We start from the raw sequence: 16,902 nt of genomic DNA, 5'->3' as shown, positions 1-16,902 counted from the left end.
CGAGCCATCGGTGAATGTTTTACCTCATTAAAGCTAGAATCATGTAAAACCAAAAACCACATACAAAAACAAAAATTATGAAACGTATTTTGCTGATTGAAGACGAAATCAGCGTTGTTACATTTATTAAAAAAGGGCTTACAGAAGAAGGATATGAGGTTTCGGTTTCGCTTACAGGTGAAGTGGGACTTCAGATGGCATCATCGTTTCAGTACGATTTGATTATTCTGGATATTATGTTGCCTGACAAAAATGGCTTAGAAGTATGTAAAGCGATTCGTCAAAATAATGTAAAAACGCCAATTCTATTCCTAACGGCTTTGGGAACAACCGAAAATGTTGTGATAGGGCTCAATTCGGGAGCAGATGATTATTTGGTAAAACCCTTTAAGTTTATAGAACTTCATGCGCGTATCAATGCCCTGATTCGTCGCAACGAACAAAGCGGTTCGGATGATTCGCAAGTATCTCAACATATTTATCAAATCGATGATTTGATCATTAACGACGACTCAAAAGTGGTTACCCGTAACAATGAAAATATTACGCTAACCGCCACAGAATATCGTTTGTTGTTGGCTTTGATTCGAAACCGAGGAAAAGTGCTTTCTCGATTAGATTTATTAGAAAGTGCATGGGATATTAATTTCGATTTGGGTACAAATCTAGTTGATGTTTATATTAATTACCTAAGAAAGAAAATTGATGCTCAGTCAACAAACAAGCTGATTCATACAGTCGTAGGAATGGGGTATGTTCTAAAAATCAAGCCATGAAAACACGTACCAAAATGGCGAGCATCTTTTTTACTAGTTGCTTGCTTACCATATTGTTATTGGGAACGGCGGTATATTATTCTTTTAACAAATATTCGCATGTAGATTTTGATAAGCGAGTACAAACTCGTGCCATTATTGCTAGCAAATACTATTTAGAAAAAGATACCAATAAGTCGGAGGCCTATAAAATGATTCGAGAGCAGTTTTTTGAGAAACTCCATAAAGAAAAGGAAATGGTGATTCAGATTACCTCTACCCAAGCTCTCGACTATTATAGTACAAAATATCATTTGCCCGAAAATTTTTTGAAGCAAATCATTATGAGTGGAAAAGCTACACATCGTGATGGTGACTTGGTGTATTCGGGATTACGATATTCACAAGGGACAAAAACTTCTGTTGTAGTGGTTTCGGCCGAAAACTATTTTACGGCACACCATTTGGCATATTTGCGAAATGTTTTATTGATTGCGATTGGTTTGGGAACATTATTGACGCTCTATGTTTCGATTTATTTTTCGACACATATATTTGATCCTGTAAAAGAAATCACCGATAAGGTACGCCAAATAAGTACAGATAATATCCATTTGAGACTAGACGAACCTACCAATAACCATGAGATAGGAGAGTTGGCAAGTACTTTTAACCAGTTACTCGACCGATTGGAAACGGCTTTTGAAATACAGAAAAACTTTATTAGCAACGCTTCGCATGAACTAGGAACTCCCCTAACGGTTATTATTGGAGAGGCTGATTTGGCTCTACGAAAAGAACGCACCAGTGAAGTCTATCAAGAAGCTATTCATAATATTTTGACACAGGCCGAACGATTAGATCATATAACCAAATCGTTGTTGTTTTTGGCACAAAGTGGTTATCAGGGCGATAAACCCAATCGTGAAATCGTTCGTACTGATCAATTACTTTGGGACGTAAAAGAAACTTTCGATAGACTGTCTCCCAAAAATTATATCATTGTCGATTTAAGCGAAGTACCCGAAGATCCTAAAAGGTTGAAAATCATGGGTAATAGACAATTATTATTGGTGGCATTTTCCAATATTATCGGAAATGCCTGCAAATATTCTCACAATAAGCCCGTGACTATTTTTATTAAAGCCACAGATTTGGAGGTGATTTTGGTAATAAAAGACCAAGGCATTGGGATTCCTGATGAAGAAATTTCGCAGATTTTTAATCCATTCTTTCGAGCCTCTAATACCCAACTTTTTGAGGGGTACGGTATAGGCTTACCACTTTCAAGAAATGTTATCAAAATGCACAATGGATACTTAGAGGTTACTTCTCAAGTTGGGGTTGGTACTACTTTTACCGTTCGTTTTCCACATATTTTAGCTAATAAGGCGATAGGTGTTTGATTATGTAAGCATTCAGCTCTGGGCATTCAGCGGTTAGCAAAAAAATGTGTCTTTTGCCGAATGCCCAAAGCTGACCTCCGAATGCCTACTAATCAAAAATCTGAAATCCACATTCACGTCGGTTTCTTTAATCTGTTTCTAATATAACTCTTAGCTAGCACTAATACAGTTTGATGAAGTTTGTATAAACAATCTTGAAAAATTATGCAAAATAACATCAAGCTTCTTATTCCTGTCGATTTTACAGGAGCTACTCTACAAACGATTGAGTGGGCACTATCGGTTTTTGATGAAAATCCAGTAGAAATAGTTTTGCTGTTGGCACGTGAGATGGAGTATTCTATGACAGAAATGATTTTGTATAAGCCTAAGCCCTTCCTCGACGAAGTATTTACTAATGATTTCAAAGCTGCTATTTATAAACTTAGACAGACCAATGCGACTACATTGGCTAAAATTCACGTAGAAATATTTCATGGAAATACCGTACAAGCCATGAAGAATTTTCTGGAAATTTATACAATTAATTGTGTTTGTTTGCCTCCAATGGGCTTTTATAAACCCGTGAAAGATAGTTTTGACCCAAGAAAACTGCTACAAAAGTCTAAGGTTTCTATCATCGAAATGCCTGTATATGCACCTTCAGAGGTTTGAAATATTAGTATTACAGCCTTTGTTGGAGCTATCTCCACCAAACCTGCGACAGCTACAAGTCAGCTAACTTATGCCCTTAATACTCGGTTTATGGCTAACTCCAACGATGGCCGAAAAATACATTATTGATACTTTCTGAGAAAAAGATAATCTAGATATTTATTGACTATTTGGTTGTTCAACAATACTTTTACTCTTAGCTACATTGCTTCATAATATTAACTATGCACCATTTGAAAGAGAAATTATAGAAAACAAAAAATGAACTTCTTTTTAGAGAAGGCAAAGTTTCTAAATGTTTCTTTATCAACAATAATTGAGGAAAATTTGAAGGTTCACCTATTAAATCATAACCAAACATAGCTATGAAAATTAGAAGATTATTAGTGTTCACTCTATTGATATTGATATCATTTGCTTGTTCAAAGCAAGATATTGTCAACGATACTGTGTGCGGGGTTATAAACCCTGTAACAAACCTTCCTTGGTTAAAGGAGTTTACTGAGAAAATGCAAAAAGGTGATTATGGAGATTGTAGTAGGTGTGTGATGTATTTGGAAAAATATAAATCTCGTGATATTCTCGTTGTAGAGAATTTTCCTGACAATTGTGTTTTGTGTGAAGTTAGGGAATGTGATGGCAGTTATGTGAAATTTAAGGACTTTGAGGAAAGTCAAAATTTTATAAATAGTTTAAGAAAAAATATAATTATTTGGAAATATAAGATATGAAAAACATCGTTCAGCCTTTGTTGGAGATATCTCCAACAAAGGCTGAACGATGACAATAACTCACATTCACAATTCACCAACCACAATTCTGCATTAACACTCTAGTTGTAATATTTGAATTTATTTTTGAATAATACCTTCAATATTCAGGAATTCTTAAACATTTTTAAGAAAAGATTTGGGTGTGAATAATTCATATATCATATTTGCATATAAAATCTATAGTTTTTATAGATTAATTAATTTCTCCAAAGAACAAAATCATTAATTATATCAAATAAATATGCTTACAGACTGGTGCGCAAAGACTGTAAACAGGATAACTATGCTCTAATTTTTTGAATTACATTGTTTACAAATCAACAAAGACCATTATGCGAAATAAACTTTTATTATTGTTATTCTTTTTAAGTATTACATGGCAAGTCTGGGCGCAGACTGAGCCAATTAGCGGTATTGTAAAAGAGCGCTCGTCTGGACAGGCTTTGCCAGGTGTTTCGGTAAGTATCAAAGGCACTACCATAGGTGCTGTAACAGATGCTAATGGGCGTTTTAAAATCAATGCCAAAAAAGACCAAACCTTGGTTTTCTCTTTTATTGGGTTCGGTATTATAGAAAAAAAAATAACCAATAACTCTACTTTATCTATAGAATTAACAGAAGAAAATAAAGAACTTACCGAAGTACGAGTAATTGGTTATGGAACACAAACCAAAGCAGAGTTTACGGGTTCTGCGGTACGTGTCGGTGGCGAAGTCATTAAAGAGCAACCCGTACAAAGCTTTGATCAAGCGTTGCAAGGTCGTGCTGCTGGGGTAAATATCGCTCAGCCCAATGGCGTTTTGAATAACCCTCCAGTCATTCGTATTCGTGGAGTCAACTCTATTTCTTTGAGTTCGTATCCCTTGGTAGTAGTCGATGGAATACCGATCAATACGGGCAATGTCTCTACTTCAACCGCCGTGCCAAATAACCCACTTGGTGATATTAATCCTGCTGATATTGAGTCGATTGACGTATTGAAAGATGCAGCCTCTACCTCTATTTATGGCTCTAGAGCTGCCGCAGGGGTATTGTTGATTACTACCAAAAGAGGCAAATCTGGCAAAGCCAAAATCAACTATGAGGTGTGGACAGGCTTTTCTGACGTAGTACGTTTACCCGAAGTATTAAATGCTGAGCAATATATCGCCATCAAAAATGAAGCAGTATTAAATGCAAAAATATTGGGAGGAAATCAGAACAATAGCTCTGTAGCATCGGCTTTATTCTTCCCAAATTATGATGCCAACAATCGTGCGATTGACACTCGTTGGTATGACTATATCTATCAAAGAGGTACTTCTCAAAGCCATAATTTGAGTGTGTCGGGTGGAAATAATGGTACTACTTACTATTTCTCTGCCAATTTTACAGACCAAAAAGGCTTTTTGGTAACCAACGAATTTAAGCGTAAGGCGCTTCGTTTTAATATAGACCAAGAAGTAAATTCTTGGTTAAAGCTCAAGGGTGGTATTTCTTATAATACTAGTTTCAACCAATCGCCTTATGCTGGATCGTTGGCAAACTCTAGCTTTTTCTTGGTAGGGGCTGCTCGTTTGGCAGTTGCTTTACCTCCAAACGTTCCTGCCTTCAATGCCGACGGCTCATACAATATCAACCCTTCTAGTCCTAATACCATTGGAATGGGCAACAACCAAGTGGTAAGTAACTGGGGAAATCCAGTAGCCTTGTTGAATGAGAATAATTATACATCTACCAACGACCGTGTGATTGCTAATATTTCAGCAGTGGCGAAGTTATACAAGAACTTAGATTTCACAACAACGTATGCAGTAGACCGTTTACGTACAGATACTTATAGCTATGATAGCCCAATCCAAGGAAATGGGTATTCGAGCAAAGGAAATGCTGCCAATGTGACAGCTATTCGAGATAATTGGAACTGGACAAATACCCTTAATTATTCAACGATTTTGTTTGATAAGCATAGCTTGTCGGCTTTGGCTGGTTACGATATTCAAAAATTAACCTATAATTCTTGGGGAGCGTCACGTACGCAAAGTGCGGATCCTTATTTTGAAAATTACCAAGGAAACTGGGGTGCTATTTCGGCTACAGGAAATGATATTAGTGAAAAAACATTCTTGTCATTCTTCTCTCGTTTGAGTTATGATTATAACAAAAAGTATTTCCTGACTTTCAATTTCCGTCGTGATGGAAACTCTGCCTTGGGTGCAGGTAAAAAATATGGAAACTTTGGCGGTGTGTCTGGTGGATGGGCTTTGTCTGAAGAAGATTTTTACAAAAATACAAGTCTCGCTTCTGTACTATCAAATATCAAGATTCGTGCAAGCTGGGGACGTGTAGGTAATGGTAACTTGAGTGACGCTTTTAGTTCGTTGGAGTTGTATAGTGGTTCATTATATGGAAGTGTGCCAACTTGGTCGCTGTCACAAGCAGGTAATCCGAATTTAGGTTGGGAAACTAGTAACCAAACCAATATTGGTGCAGACTTCGGTTTGTGGAACAACCGTATTCAAGTAGAGCTAACGTATTTCAATAATGACGTTAATGGCTTGATTTTGAGCGCACCACAGGCAGTTTCGAAAGGTATCCCTGGTAATGCTATTTTAGGAAACGTTGGTTCGATGTACAACCGTGGTGTGGAATTGGGAATCAATGCGACTGTTTTGCAAAAAGGTAATTTTTCATGGAATACTTCTTTAAACTTGACAACTATCCAAAACAAAGTAACGGCTTTGGCAGAAGGTAATACCGATATTGTTGGCACTACGCACGTATCTTACGAAACCACCAACGTAACCAGAGTGGGCTATTCGGTGGGTAGTTTATATGGTGCAAAAACTGCGGGAGTAAATCCTGCCAATGGTCGAAGAATATTTATTAATGCTAAAGGAGAACAAGTGCAATACAGTCAGGTGGTTACCGCAGATGAAAGTCAATGGACGTATTTGAATGGTGAAAAAGCGCCAGCTATTACAGGTGCCGACTATTATTTGCTCGGAAATACCTTACCGACATGGTATGGTGGCTGGTCTAATAATTTCAAATACGGAAACTTTGACCTAGGCTTCAATCTTTCGTTTTCAGGGGGTAATTATATTCAGAATGGTACACGCGCCACCTTGCTAGACCAACGTGCGTACAACAACTCTACAGAAATCTTGACTCGCTGGCAAAAACCTGGGGATATTACCGATGTGCCACGATTGGTGTACAATGACCAAACGTCGAGCGGTTCTTCTTTCCCAATTTCTGGAAATGTTCAAAAAGCAGATTTTTTACGTCTACAAAACCTCTCATTAGGTTATCGTGTACCAAGTACATGGTTTGGCAAAACAGGGATTGCTTCGGTACGATTGTTTGCACAAGGCTCAAACCTTTTCCTTATCACAGGCTATAAAGGAACAGACCCAGAATCATCAGTAAATGGCAACTCAAACACGACACCTGGGGTAGAGAAAAACTCTGTAGGTCAGGCACGTACATTTACTTTCGGTATCAATGTTGGATTTTAAGAAATAGAGAAAAGATGAAAATTTTGAAAAATAATCATATATCAAAATGGGGACTTGCCCTTGGTTTAGGAACCCTATTAGTAAGCACCAGCGCCTGCGACGACCAAAAATATTTGAATCCAACTCCTGCAACAGCTATCAGTGGAGCAAATGCTTTTGATACACCCGATAGAGTTCTAGGACTTGTAAATGGTATTTATAAAGCGATTAAGAGTGTCAACTTTTATGGCGGAAACTATTATATCTATACCGAAGCTCGTGGCGAGGAGTTTATCAATCGTACGAGCAATACCTTTACCGCTTATGAAGCTTGGAATCAGACACTTAATGCAGGGTCTAACTTCGTTGCGGGTTTTTGGGCGGCAGGTTATACGGCTATCAATAATGCTAATATTGTCATTCAAGGGTTAGCCGATCATCCAAACGTCGTAAATTCTACCTTAACTAAACAATATATTGCCGAGGCGAAGTTCTTGAGAGCTTTGAGTTATTATTCATTGGTTACTTTGTATGCTCGTCCATACAACGAAAATCAAGGTGCTTCGCCTGGTTTGCCATTGCGTTTGAAGGCTGAAACTAATACTGCTAATAATGACCTCAAACGTAGCTCTGTAGCAGAAGTCTATGCTCAGATTATCAAGGATTTAGATGAAGCTGAGGCAGATTTACCTCTAAACTATTCAACTAGTTTGTTGAATACCACACGTGCACATCGCAATACAGCGATTGCCCTCAAAACTCGTGTGTATCTCAACGCTGGCAACTATGCTAAGGTGATTGAGGAAGCCAAGAAAATTGTTTCAACTAATGCACCTTATTCGGCAAGTACAGGTGTGGCGCACAAATTGCAAAACATTGTCGAAATCTTCACAACGAATTACACTTCAACTGAATCTATACTGTCGGTACCAATGACAGAACTGGACAACGTGACTGGTCAATCATCGTTTCCTTATGTCTTCAATGCCAATGCTGAGTACAACTTAAATCCCAACGGCATTTGGGGTAATACCGACTGGCGCTCTAGCGATTTGCGTAGAACTTTTGCTCGTACTTCTTCTGGTTTATCTTTTATCACCAAGTACAGTAAACCTTCTCCATTTCTGGACTACTTGCCTATTATTCGTTATGCCGAAGTATTGTTAAACTATGCCGAAGCTGAGGCTCGTGTAGGAGATATTACCAAAGCTACCGAATTGTTGAAAGCAGTACGCAATCGCTCAGACGCTACTTATGCTTTTGCCGAAGGTACCGTATCAAGTCGCACTGCTTTGCTAAGTACAATTTTGAAAGAGCGTCGCATCGAGCTTATTGGAGAAGGATTCCGTTCAAATGATATACTTCGTAATTTGTTGCCATTGCCAGCCAAAGCTAGTAGCGTTTTGACAGCCCCAGAGGTGTTACCTTCTCAAAGTAATTATATTTTTCCATTACCAAACGTAGAAATTATCACAAATAAATTATTACTTCAATAAATTTATAATGAGATTTAGTGGGCTGTGAATGAATGATTTATGGCTATTGCAGATTTGGAATTTCTGATTTCATAAATAAAGTAAAAATCAGGATGTATTTCTGAAATTAGGAATCCTCAATAGCCAGAAAACATTTGTAAGGGACTAACTTGATAGGCAAGAATCACAGCCCACTTTATCTCCATTAAAAAATCTATTTATGAAAAAAATACTTTTAGCCGCAAGTACCCTATTGAGCTTAGGGTTTTTGAGTTCATTTGTTGAAACAAATGACAATAATTATGAAGCCGAGGTAAAGCAATGGCAACAAAAGCGTATAGAAAATCTTAAGAGAGAAGATGGCTGGCTAAATTTAGCTGGTCTTTTTTGGTTGAAAGAAGGGGAGAATACCATTGGAGGAAGTGATAAAAATGCTATTAACTTCCCCAAAGAACATAGTGCAGATTTTGTAGGAAAGGTGGTCTTGAAAGAAGGAAAAATTTCTTTTGTGGCCGCCAAAGGAGTAAAGGTTACCCTTGATAATCAGGAGGTAAACAATGCAGAGGTATTTCCTTATCAAGGTAAACCTATCGTGTTGGCTCATCAGTCACTTCGTTGGTTTATAATACAAAGAGGTGATAAATATGCCATTCGCTTGAGAGATTTGGAAAGTCCTTTTCTGAAAAGCTTTACAGGAATACCTACGTTTCCTATTGATGCTGCTTGGAGAGTAAAGGCCAAATTTGTACCGACGGAAGGACGCAAACTCAAAATTATTGATATTACAGGACGAGCGTATGAGCAGGATTCTCCTGGAAAATTAGTTTTTTCTGTAAACGGTAAAGAATATACGCTTGAGCCAACTGGAGATACTAAACACCTAAGTTTGGTATTTGGAGATTTGAGTAATAAGCATGACACTTACGGTGCAGGAAGATTCTTAGAAGTAGATGGCCCCGATGCCGAAGGATATACTTACATTGATTTTAATAAATCCTATAACCCTCCTTGCGCCTTCACGCCATTTGCTACTTGTCCACTACCTACTAAAGAAAATAAATTAGAGGTAGCTATTTTAGCTGGTGAAAAGAGAGTTGGGGAGCATTGATTTTTTGGGTGAGGGGTAGGGTAAAGGCAAAGAGGCAATAGTTTTTTATTTACTATTGCCTCTTTGCCTTTACCCTGATGCCTTATTTCAGGCTACACCCAACAATTTTGTCTTAGCTACGCCTTCATCTTCTTCATAAATGTTATGAATCACCTTTACAACTTCACGAATTTCTTTGGGTGTGTTATGTTTGCTAAATGAAAATCTGACGTTATCTCTGTCTAAATGCACTTTTAAGTTTTTCAATACATGTGAGCCAGACTGTGTAAGGTTAGAGCAGGCACTTCCACCTGATACGTAAATTTCGAGTTGGGTTAATTTGTCTAACAACGAGCCACTTCTTTTTAAATGAGGAAATGCCACATTTACGATAGAATAGATACTCTTGCTATCTGAGGCACTTTCACCATTGAATCTAATATTTTTGATGGGACCATTGGTCAAAAGTTCAATAAAATAGGATTTGAGATAGGAGATATGATTGTGATTTTTCTCCAAATCACGATACGAAATTTCTAGTGCCTTTGCCAAACCTACAATCCCTGCGACATTTTCGGTTCCCCCACGAGTGCCACGCTCTTGTGCGCCACCATAAATCAAGGGGCGTACCTTTTTATATTTGTTGATATAAATAAAACCTACACCTTTAGGACCATGAAATTTATGCGATGAACCTACTAAATAATCTATGTCAAGTTCTTGTAAATCAATACGATATTTGCCAATGCTCTGAGTAGTATCGCTATGGAAAATACCGTCATAATACTTTACTAATGCACTTAGCGCTTTTAAGTCTGTCAAATTTCCAATCTCATTATTGACGTGCATCAAGCTGACAATGGACTGTGCATTAAACTTGAGTAAATTCTCAATATAATCAAAATCAATATTGCCTTTGCTGTCGGTATTGACAAAGCTTACATCCAATTCGCCTTCTTGGCTAAATTGTCCAAGTGTTTGCAAAACAGCCTTATGTTCGAGCCGAGATGTAATCGTATGTGTAATATCGTAGGTACGGATAGCCCCCGAGAGCGCAATATTATTGGCTTCGGTAGCGCCAGAAGTAAAAAAAATATCACTTGGAGAAGCATTTAACAAGCTTGCTACCGTATGGCGAGACTCCTCAACAGCTTCTCTTGCTTTTTGCCCCAAGGCATGGCTTGAAGAAGGATTACCATACTGATTAGTAAGATAAGGAATCATAGCGTTAAGAACTTCAGGGTCTAGAGCGGTGGTGGCGGCGTTATCACAATAAATTTCCATGTTGTGTATATATTTTAAGGTTTTAAGTGTTGTTGATAATCACTGGTACTAGTTATTAATATCGGTAATTGCTGCTTGAGCTTTATTATCTATAGAGTTTTTGTATTCATGTTTTTTGTAAGAAAGTGCTTTTTCGAACCATAAGATGGCTTTTTTAGTATCTTTTTTCTTTTGATATATATATCCCAATTGCAAAGAAGAGCTTGCGCCAAAGTGAGTATCAAGATTTTGTGCCAAAGTAACACTGCGTTCGAAAGAGGAAATGGCTTGGTCTGTATCTCCTATATTTTGGTAAATTTTTCCTTTTCGAAAGTTAAAATCAGCTTTGTCCAAATTGCTACTAAGAGCATTTTCGTTAATTTCTTTGGTATTTTCCAGTGCTTCTTTATAATATCCTCCATCAATCGCCAAACGGGCTTGAAGCAAGTCTTTATTGGGTAATTGCTTCGTTTTATGATAATTATCATAAAACTTTTGAGCCGCTTTGTCAGACTCCGACAACTTTTTACCGTATTGGTTGATGTTTTGAAGAAAAGCTATTGCTTGTTGATTTTCATCATTCAAATAATTGGAAATGAATAACTTATAAAAACTGTCTTTAATAAAACTATGTCCTTTAAATTTCCTTAAATAAGCTTGGTAATAGCTTTCAGCTTTGTCATAATTCCCTTTTTGAAGATAAATTTCGGCCATATAAAAGTCAAAAATTGGTAGAGGGAAATACCCTGAACCATTTGGTACTTTTTGTAAAATCTTCCAAGCTTGGTCACTTTTGTTATCCTTTTCAGAAATGGCTACGCCCAAAAATAAAGCCAGCTCACTATCAGTATTTTTTTGCACAAAATCATTGACTTCTGTGCGTACTTTATCATTAATAGGAAGAATATAACTTTGAATAAAAAGTTTGAAAAACTTAGCTTCAAAACCTATAAGTTTATCCTGAGATGCTATTTCTAACTCATGAATCCCCTGATCGATATTACCTTTCAAGCCCAACATTTTGGTAATCCAGCGATAATTTTCTGGTACCGAGCCAATAAGCACATGAATGACCCCAAGTATCTTGTTATTGGCGCTATAATTTGGGAATAGCTTTTTATTTTCCTCTAACAATTTATAAGCACTCATAACAGTCATACCAGCTTTTGTTTCGTGACCTAATTTCATTTGAACCAAAGCCAAGTAAAATTTGATTTCGGCTCGTAGTTGACGTTGTTGAGGAGCCTTGGTATCGAGGTCTTCAATTACATCGAGTGCATCGTCTACTTTGTCGACCAACTTTTCGTACTCAGTTTCGCTTTCATTAGCATACACATTGACGGCATCCGCTAGGCAGTCAACCCAAACTTTATATCCATTATTCGGAGACTCTTTGCTACTTAACTGCCTGGCATGAGTTAATCGTAACTTCGTAATTTCGGCATACGCATTTTGAAGATTAGCATTAAAGTCAAAATCTTGCGCCAAAATTTGCATCGACTGCAATACACTGAAAAGTACTGTTAGGGTAAAACCCTGATACAACTTGTTTTTAGACATAAACTATAAATTCGTAGCGAACAGCTATGCTATTTAATTTTTGATAAATATGCTTTGTGACTATTTATGATACTCTGTTGCTTTTTCTTGTGAAGATTAGGATTACTAACTAAAGTCACTAAAGCAATAACCAATGGCGGAAGTAAACCAATGAACCTAGTAGCCAATGAAAAGATAAGAGCTCTCATAATGTTTTAATTATTTTTTAACAAATATATATAATCTATAGATATTATAGATTATATATTGATGATTTTTCCCAAATTATTTTAACTAGTAACTACAAGTGCAGCAGAATAAGCCATTTTGTACCTTAAACAAGTAAAATTAAAATAATTGGTATTTTGAAAAAGATATAACAAATTGGTACAATAAAACTCTTTTAAAGAATCTTAAAATCTTTGTAAAAATCTTGTACCAGAAAACGGACGATTATGGCGCAATTAATATTTGATAGTTTTGAAAATTTGAGCTGTGGTAAACATGAAAAATAAATTTCAAAAATAGACAGACAAGTCTGTATAATTTGTGAAATTTATTACTATCTTTGTTTTGTAGATTTTCAAGAGAAAAAAATAGAATGAATTTCATTTATTTCATAAACCAGAATACGACAATGGAAACTAAGAAATCAGTACCCGTAAAATTGGATTTGGCAACCTTATTGGCAACACAACCCAAACAAGTGCAACTTAACGATGAGCAAGAGGTAGTAATTCCAGATGAATGTGGCGATACACAATGGGATAAAGTTTTGGCACAGTATGAAACGGAAGCTCCTGATAAAAACTAGAAAATGAATATGCTAAGAATTAAGGTGAAATATTCTTAGGGATAATATTATAGAAATCATGGCGAAAAATTTTGCAGAAATAGGCTTTAGCTCAGCAGCTAAAAAACTACAAGAACAACATGGTAGTCGTGCGATGTATTCCAGAATGGAAAAGCAGACTACTTATACAGGTTTGGGTAAGTATGAGCAAAGTTTTATTGCTCAAAGAGATAGTTTCTATATGGCAACTACAGGAGAAAATGGGTTTCCATATATTCAGCATCGTGGTGGACCTAAGGGGTTTTTGAAAGTGTTGGACGAAAATCGATTAGGGTTTATAGATTTTAAAGGTAACATGCAATATATTTCTGTAGGTAATCTGTTGACTAATAACAAGGTGTCGCTATTTATGGTTGATTACCCCAATAAAAAACGCTTGAAGTTGTACGCCAAAGCTGAAATTGTTGAGCTGAATGATAATCCTGAACTATTACAAAAGCTTGATTTGGAAGACTATAAGTTCAAACCAGAAAGAATGATGGTGTTCAATATAGAAGCTTTCGATTGGAATTGCCCACAACATATTACCCCTCGATTTACGGTTGAAGAAATAGAGGAAGTTTTGAAACCACAATATGAACATATCAAAAACTTAGAAGCTGAAATTGCCGAATTGAAGGCAAAATTGGGTTTGTAAGATAAATCCAACAAAGGTAAATATTTTTGCCTAATGCTTGATAGACAATTACTTACAAATTATTCACCGAATACAAAGGCATATTCGTCATCCAGTCTTGCACTCGATGATTGTTCATTGAAAACCGAAGATTCTGCTGTGTTTGGAATTTGTCGACAAACACTTTCAGACTTTTCGATTTCAGGTTTTCTTCGGCTTTTACTTCTATCGGAATAATTGTTTGTTCTTTTTGAATCATAAAATCTATTTCGGCAGTGGCATTTGGAGCAGACCAGTAATAGATTTCATGTTTGATTTTTAATTGCTGTGCCACAAACTGCTCGGTTAGGGCACCTTTAAATTCTGTCAGAATACTGTTTTTCTCTAACAATATTTTGGGCGAAATGCCTGCCATGGCATTGAGCAAACCCACGTCCAAACAAAACAACTTGAAAATATCAATGTCTGCATAAGCACTTAGCGGGATATTGGGTTTTTCAACAATATTAACTTTTAACACTAAGCCTGCATCGGTAAGCCATCTGATTGCCGTTTCAAAGTCTTTTGCTCTTGAACCCTTCTTGATTTGCCCGTAAATAAATTTCCGATTCTCTTTTGCCAATTGACTAATCAAATGACTCCAAACCAATCGAATTCTTGGCACTGTTTCGATGGGAGCGTACTTGGCAAAGTCATTTTCATAACCCAACAGAATTTTATTTTGAATCTCTCGTACTTGATATAAATCTTGAAATTGGATATAATTAACAACTGCTTCGGGCATACCACCTATGAAATAATAACGTCGTAGTAAATCGACTAATTTATCATGAAAAGTATCTATTACTGCCCAATTTTCGGCTTCAAGTTGGGCTAAAAGTAGTTGCTGACCAGTATTTTCTAAAAACTCTGCAAAGCTCATCGGATACATTTGCAAAAAATCTACTTTCCCAACAGGAAAAGAGGTACTTTTTTGTAAAGAAACGCCCAAAAGCGAACCAGCAGCAATGATATAATATTCTGGAGCTTGCTCATAGAAGTACTTCAAGGCCGTAAGACCTTTTTCAGCTTCTTGAATTTCATCGAAAATGAGTAAACATTTGTCTGCCTGAATTTTGTAGCCTACTTCAATTTCAATCGTGGTAATAATGCGTTGTATGTCAAAATCGACTAAAAATAAGTTCTTTAGCCTTTCGCTACTCTCAAAGTTTAGATAAACCGTATGTTCAAACTCCTGTTTTCCAAAGTCCTTCATCAACCAAGTTTTTCCTACTTGTCTTGCTCCTTGCAAAATAAGCGGTTTACGATTGGGTGAATTTTTCCAATGAACTAAATCTTTATAAAGGCTTCTTAACATTTTTTCAATTGATTTTTTGTGTAAAAATACATTTTTTCAGATGAATAAATAAAAGTTATTACATTTTTTAAAAGGAAAAAAAGTCTAATGTCGATTCCTCAGTAAGAATAAAAACTTAATGCTGATTTTTTGTGGTTGAATACTAGGTTCCGATTTCACTACCAAAAGATTTTGTTTGTAGAAAAATAGAATCTTCTAGTAGTGGAATCATTAGGTTATCCTAGAACTAAATTTATAATAATAATTGTAAAAATTAGATTTAGATGAAATATAAAAGAGGGAATAATATTTATATTTGTAAAAAAAACACAAAATTAAAGATAATTTAATATGGTTTTAGAATTCAAAATAGAAAACTTTAGATCATTTAAAACTCAACAAGTTTTCTCATTTGTAGCAGAAACTACAAAAAGTAAACCCAATAATGTGGTTGAAGTGTTATTACCCAAAAACTCATCTGTACGTCTCTTAAAATCAGGTGTTATTTTTGGTGCAAATGCCTCTGGGAAAAGTAATTTTTTAAAAGCATTTCATGCTTTTAAATTTTTAGTTACAAGCTCAGACACTTTCAAATTAGATAGAACCATTGATTGTTATGAACCTTTCCTTTTAGATAACAACTCAAGAAACAAACCAACAAAATTTGATATTACCTTTTTGTTAAAGGGAGATGTTCACTACATAAAATATCATTACTCAATTGAATATAATGATACAGAAATCATAGCAGAAAGCCTTGATTATTATCCTAATAGTCAACCTGCCAATTTATTTAAAAGAAAGCGATTAGAGGGAGATTATCATGAAATAAAAAGAGGTGATGATTTAAAGAAAAAAGGTATTCCAGACAAGTTTTTGAAAAATCAGTTAATTCTCTCAAAATTTGGCTCAGAACCTCATGAATTACTTAATCCTGTGTATCGTTTTTTTAGTAATTTAAGTATGGGAAATGTATTAGATGAAAATCAAGTTTATCGTTTAGTGGATATAATAGGTAAAGAAATAACAAAATCAGAAAATGAAGCATTTACGGAAAAATTAGTTTCTCTAATAAAAGTAGGAGATACGCAAATTGAAAATATTTTTGCTGGCGAGATGTCTATTAAGGAGATCGACTCAATCAAAAAGCTCCCTTTGCCTGATACAATAAAAGATAAAATTATTGAGGACAACCGTTTACGAATTATGGGGGAGCATAAAGTATATGAAAACGGGGAAGTTATTGGTCATGAAAATTTTGACTTTCGAAATAATATCTCACTTGGTACAAATGCTATTTTTGCTATAGGGGGTCTAATTTTGAAAAAGTTTGAAAAAGGGGGATTAATCGTTTTTGATGAATTAGATAATAGCTTACACCCTAAAATTTCTCGTTTTTTCATACAATTATTTCATAATACAAATATAAATAAAGGAAATGCTCAAATTATTTTTTCTACACATGAGCCACTTTTGATGGATAAAGATATGTTTCGTTCAGACCAGATTTGGTTTACACAAAAGAATAAATTTGGTGAGTCAGAACTATATTCTGCCCAAGATTTTGAAGGAGTAAGAGAAGATATTCCCTTTGATAAATGGTATATGGCTGGAAAATTTGGAGCTTTGCCTAATATTCAAGAATCGTTATTATCTCTATAATTGA

General features: G+C 35.8%; 13 protein-coding genes. 10 read left to right on the top strand and 3 right to left on the bottom strand.

Annotated elements, in window-relative coordinates:
• Positions 1-77 precede the first annotated feature (77 nt).
• The 7 genes from QM491_RS07460 to QM491_RS07430 all read left to right on the top strand — a co-directional run bounded on the left by QM491_RS07460 (position 78) and on the right by QM491_RS07430 (position 9,650).
• The gene (locus tag QM491_RS07460) at positions 78-776 is read left to right on the top strand and encodes a response regulator transcription factor (RefSeq protein ID WP_283326809.1); all 699 of its coding nucleotides are present in this window, start codon (positions 78-80) and stop codon (positions 774-776) included.
• Positions 773-2,161, top strand: a complete 1,389-nt coding sequence (locus QM491_RS07455) for a HAMP domain-containing sensor histidine kinase (RefSeq protein ID WP_283326807.1) — start codon at positions 773-775, stop codon at positions 2,159-2,161. The genes QM491_RS07460 and QM491_RS07455 overlap by 4 nt, the downstream gene beginning before the upstream one ends.
• 204 nt (positions 2,162-2,365) lie before the next feature.
• The gene (locus tag QM491_RS07450; RefSeq protein WP_283326805.1) at positions 2,366-2,815 is read left to right on the top strand and encodes a hypothetical protein; all 450 of its coding nucleotides are present in this window, start codon (positions 2,366-2,368) and stop codon (positions 2,813-2,815) included.
• 365 nt (positions 2,816-3,180) lie between these two features.
• A complete protein-coding gene (locus QM491_RS07445) occupies positions 3,181-3,546 on the top strand; it encodes a hypothetical protein (protein ID WP_283326803.1) in 366 nt (121 codons plus the stop codon).
• A gap of 374 nt (positions 3,547-3,920) precedes the next feature.
• Positions 3,921-7,088, top strand: coding sequence for a SusC/RagA family TonB-linked outer membrane protein (locus QM491_RS07440; RefSeq protein ID WP_283326801.1), 3,168 nt, complete (start codon positions 3,921-3,923; stop codon positions 7,086-7,088).
• A gap of 14 nt (positions 7,089-7,102) precedes the next feature.
• Positions 7,103-8,563: a RagB/SusD family nutrient uptake outer membrane protein gene (locus QM491_RS07435; protein WP_283326799.1), complete on the top strand. Its 1,461-nt coding sequence runs from the start codon at positions 7,103-7,105 to the stop codon at positions 8,561-8,563.
• A gap of 199 nt (positions 8,564-8,762) precedes the next feature.
• Positions 8,763-9,650, top strand: coding sequence for a DUF1684 domain-containing protein (locus tag QM491_RS07430; protein WP_283326798.1), 888 nt, complete (start codon positions 8,763-8,765; stop codon positions 9,648-9,650).
• Positions 9,651-9,737: 87 nt separating this feature from the next.
• Here the strand turns inward: QM491_RS07430 and QM491_RS07425 are convergent, their stop codons facing one another.
• Entirely contained in the window at positions 9,738-10,913 is a 1,176-nt protein-coding gene (locus tag QM491_RS07425; protein WP_283326796.1) for a cysteine desulfurase family protein, read from the bottom strand.
• 48 nt (positions 10,914-10,961) lie between these two features.
• A complete protein-coding gene (locus QM491_RS07420; protein WP_283326795.1) occupies positions 10,962-12,452 on the bottom strand; it encodes a tetratricopeptide repeat protein in 1,491 nt (496 codons plus the stop codon).
• A 616-nt stretch (positions 12,453-13,068) separates the two neighbouring features.
• On the opposite strand from QM491_RS07420, the gene QM491_RS07415 reads away from it, so the two are divergent.
• Entirely contained in the window at positions 13,069-13,245 is a 177-nt protein-coding gene (locus QM491_RS07415; RefSeq protein WP_283326793.1) for a hypothetical protein, read from the top strand.
• Positions 13,246-13,303: 58 nt separating this feature from the next.
• Entirely contained in the window at positions 13,304-13,921 is a 618-nt protein-coding gene (locus tag QM491_RS07410; RefSeq protein ID WP_283326791.1) for a pyridoxamine 5'-phosphate oxidase family protein, read from the top strand.
• A 52-nt stretch (positions 13,922-13,973) separates the two neighbouring features.
• On the opposite strand, the gene QM491_RS07405 is transcribed toward QM491_RS07410, so the two are convergent.
• Positions 13,974-15,257, bottom strand: a complete 1,284-nt coding sequence (locus QM491_RS07405) for an ATP-binding protein (protein ID WP_283326789.1) — start codon at positions 15,255-15,257, stop codon at positions 13,974-13,976.
• Between the two features lie 330 nt (positions 15,258-15,587).
• Here QM491_RS07405 and QM491_RS07400 point away from each other — a divergent pair, with 330 nt between their 5' ends.
• Complete coding sequence (locus tag QM491_RS07400; RefSeq protein WP_283326787.1) at positions 15,588-16,898, top strand: AAA family ATPase; 1,311 nt, start codon at positions 15,588-15,590, stop codon at positions 16,896-16,898.
• Positions 16,899-16,902: the final 4 nt, after the last annotated feature.

It is taken from the genome of Flectobacillus longus (assembly GCF_030056705.1).
Taxonomy (GTDB): Bacteria; Bacteroidota; Bacteroidia; order Cytophagales; family Spirosomataceae; genus Flectobacillus; species Flectobacillus longus.
This window is presented reverse-complemented; position numbering and strand designations above follow the sequence as displayed.

What these genes read in the sequence shown, in the direction of transcription:
- QM491_RS07460 (WP_283326809.1), top strand. Translation starts at nt 78, where the DNA reads ATGAAACGTATTTTGCTGATTGAAGACGAAATCAGCGTTGTTACATTT.
- QM491_RS07455 (WP_283326807.1), top strand. Translation starts at nt 773, where the DNA reads ATGAAAACACGTACCAAAATGGCGAGCATCTTTTTTACTAGTTGCTTG.
- QM491_RS07450 (WP_283326805.1), top strand. Translation starts at nt 2,366, where the DNA reads ATGCAAAATAACATCAAGCTTCTTATTCCTGTCGATTTTACAGGAGCT.
- QM491_RS07445 (WP_283326803.1), top strand. Translation starts at nt 3,181, where the DNA reads ATGAAAATTAGAAGATTATTAGTGTTCACTCTATTGATATTGATATCA.
- QM491_RS07440 (WP_283326801.1), top strand. Translation starts at nt 3,921, where the DNA reads ATGCGAAATAAACTTTTATTATTGTTATTCTTTTTAAGTATTACATGG.
- QM491_RS07435 (WP_283326799.1), top strand. Translation starts at nt 7,103, where the DNA reads ATGAAAATTTTGAAAAATAATCATATATCAAAATGGGGACTTGCCCTT.
- QM491_RS07430 (WP_283326798.1), top strand. Translation starts at nt 8,763, where the DNA reads ATGAAAAAAATACTTTTAGCCGCAAGTACCCTATTGAGCTTAGGGTTT.
- QM491_RS07425 (WP_283326796.1), bottom strand. Translation starts at nt 10,913, where the DNA reads ATGGAAATTTATTGTGATAACGCCGCCACCACCGCTCTAGACCCTGAA.
- QM491_RS07420 (WP_283326795.1), bottom strand. Translation starts at nt 12,452, where the DNA reads ATGTCTAAAAACAAGTTGTATCAGGGTTTTACCCTAACAGTACTTTTC.
- QM491_RS07415 (WP_283326793.1), top strand. Translation starts at nt 13,069, where the DNA reads ATGGAAACTAAGAAATCAGTACCCGTAAAATTGGATTTGGCAACCTTA.
- QM491_RS07410 (WP_283326791.1), top strand. Translation starts at nt 13,304, where the DNA reads ATGGCGAAAAATTTTGCAGAAATAGGCTTTAGCTCAGCAGCTAAAAAA.
- QM491_RS07405 (WP_283326789.1), bottom strand. Translation starts at nt 15,257, where the DNA reads ATGTTAAGAAGCCTTTATAAAGATTTAGTTCATTGGAAAAATTCACCC.
- QM491_RS07400 (WP_283326787.1), top strand. Translation starts at nt 15,588, where the DNA reads ATGGTTTTAGAATTCAAAATAGAAAACTTTAGATCATTTAAAACTCAA.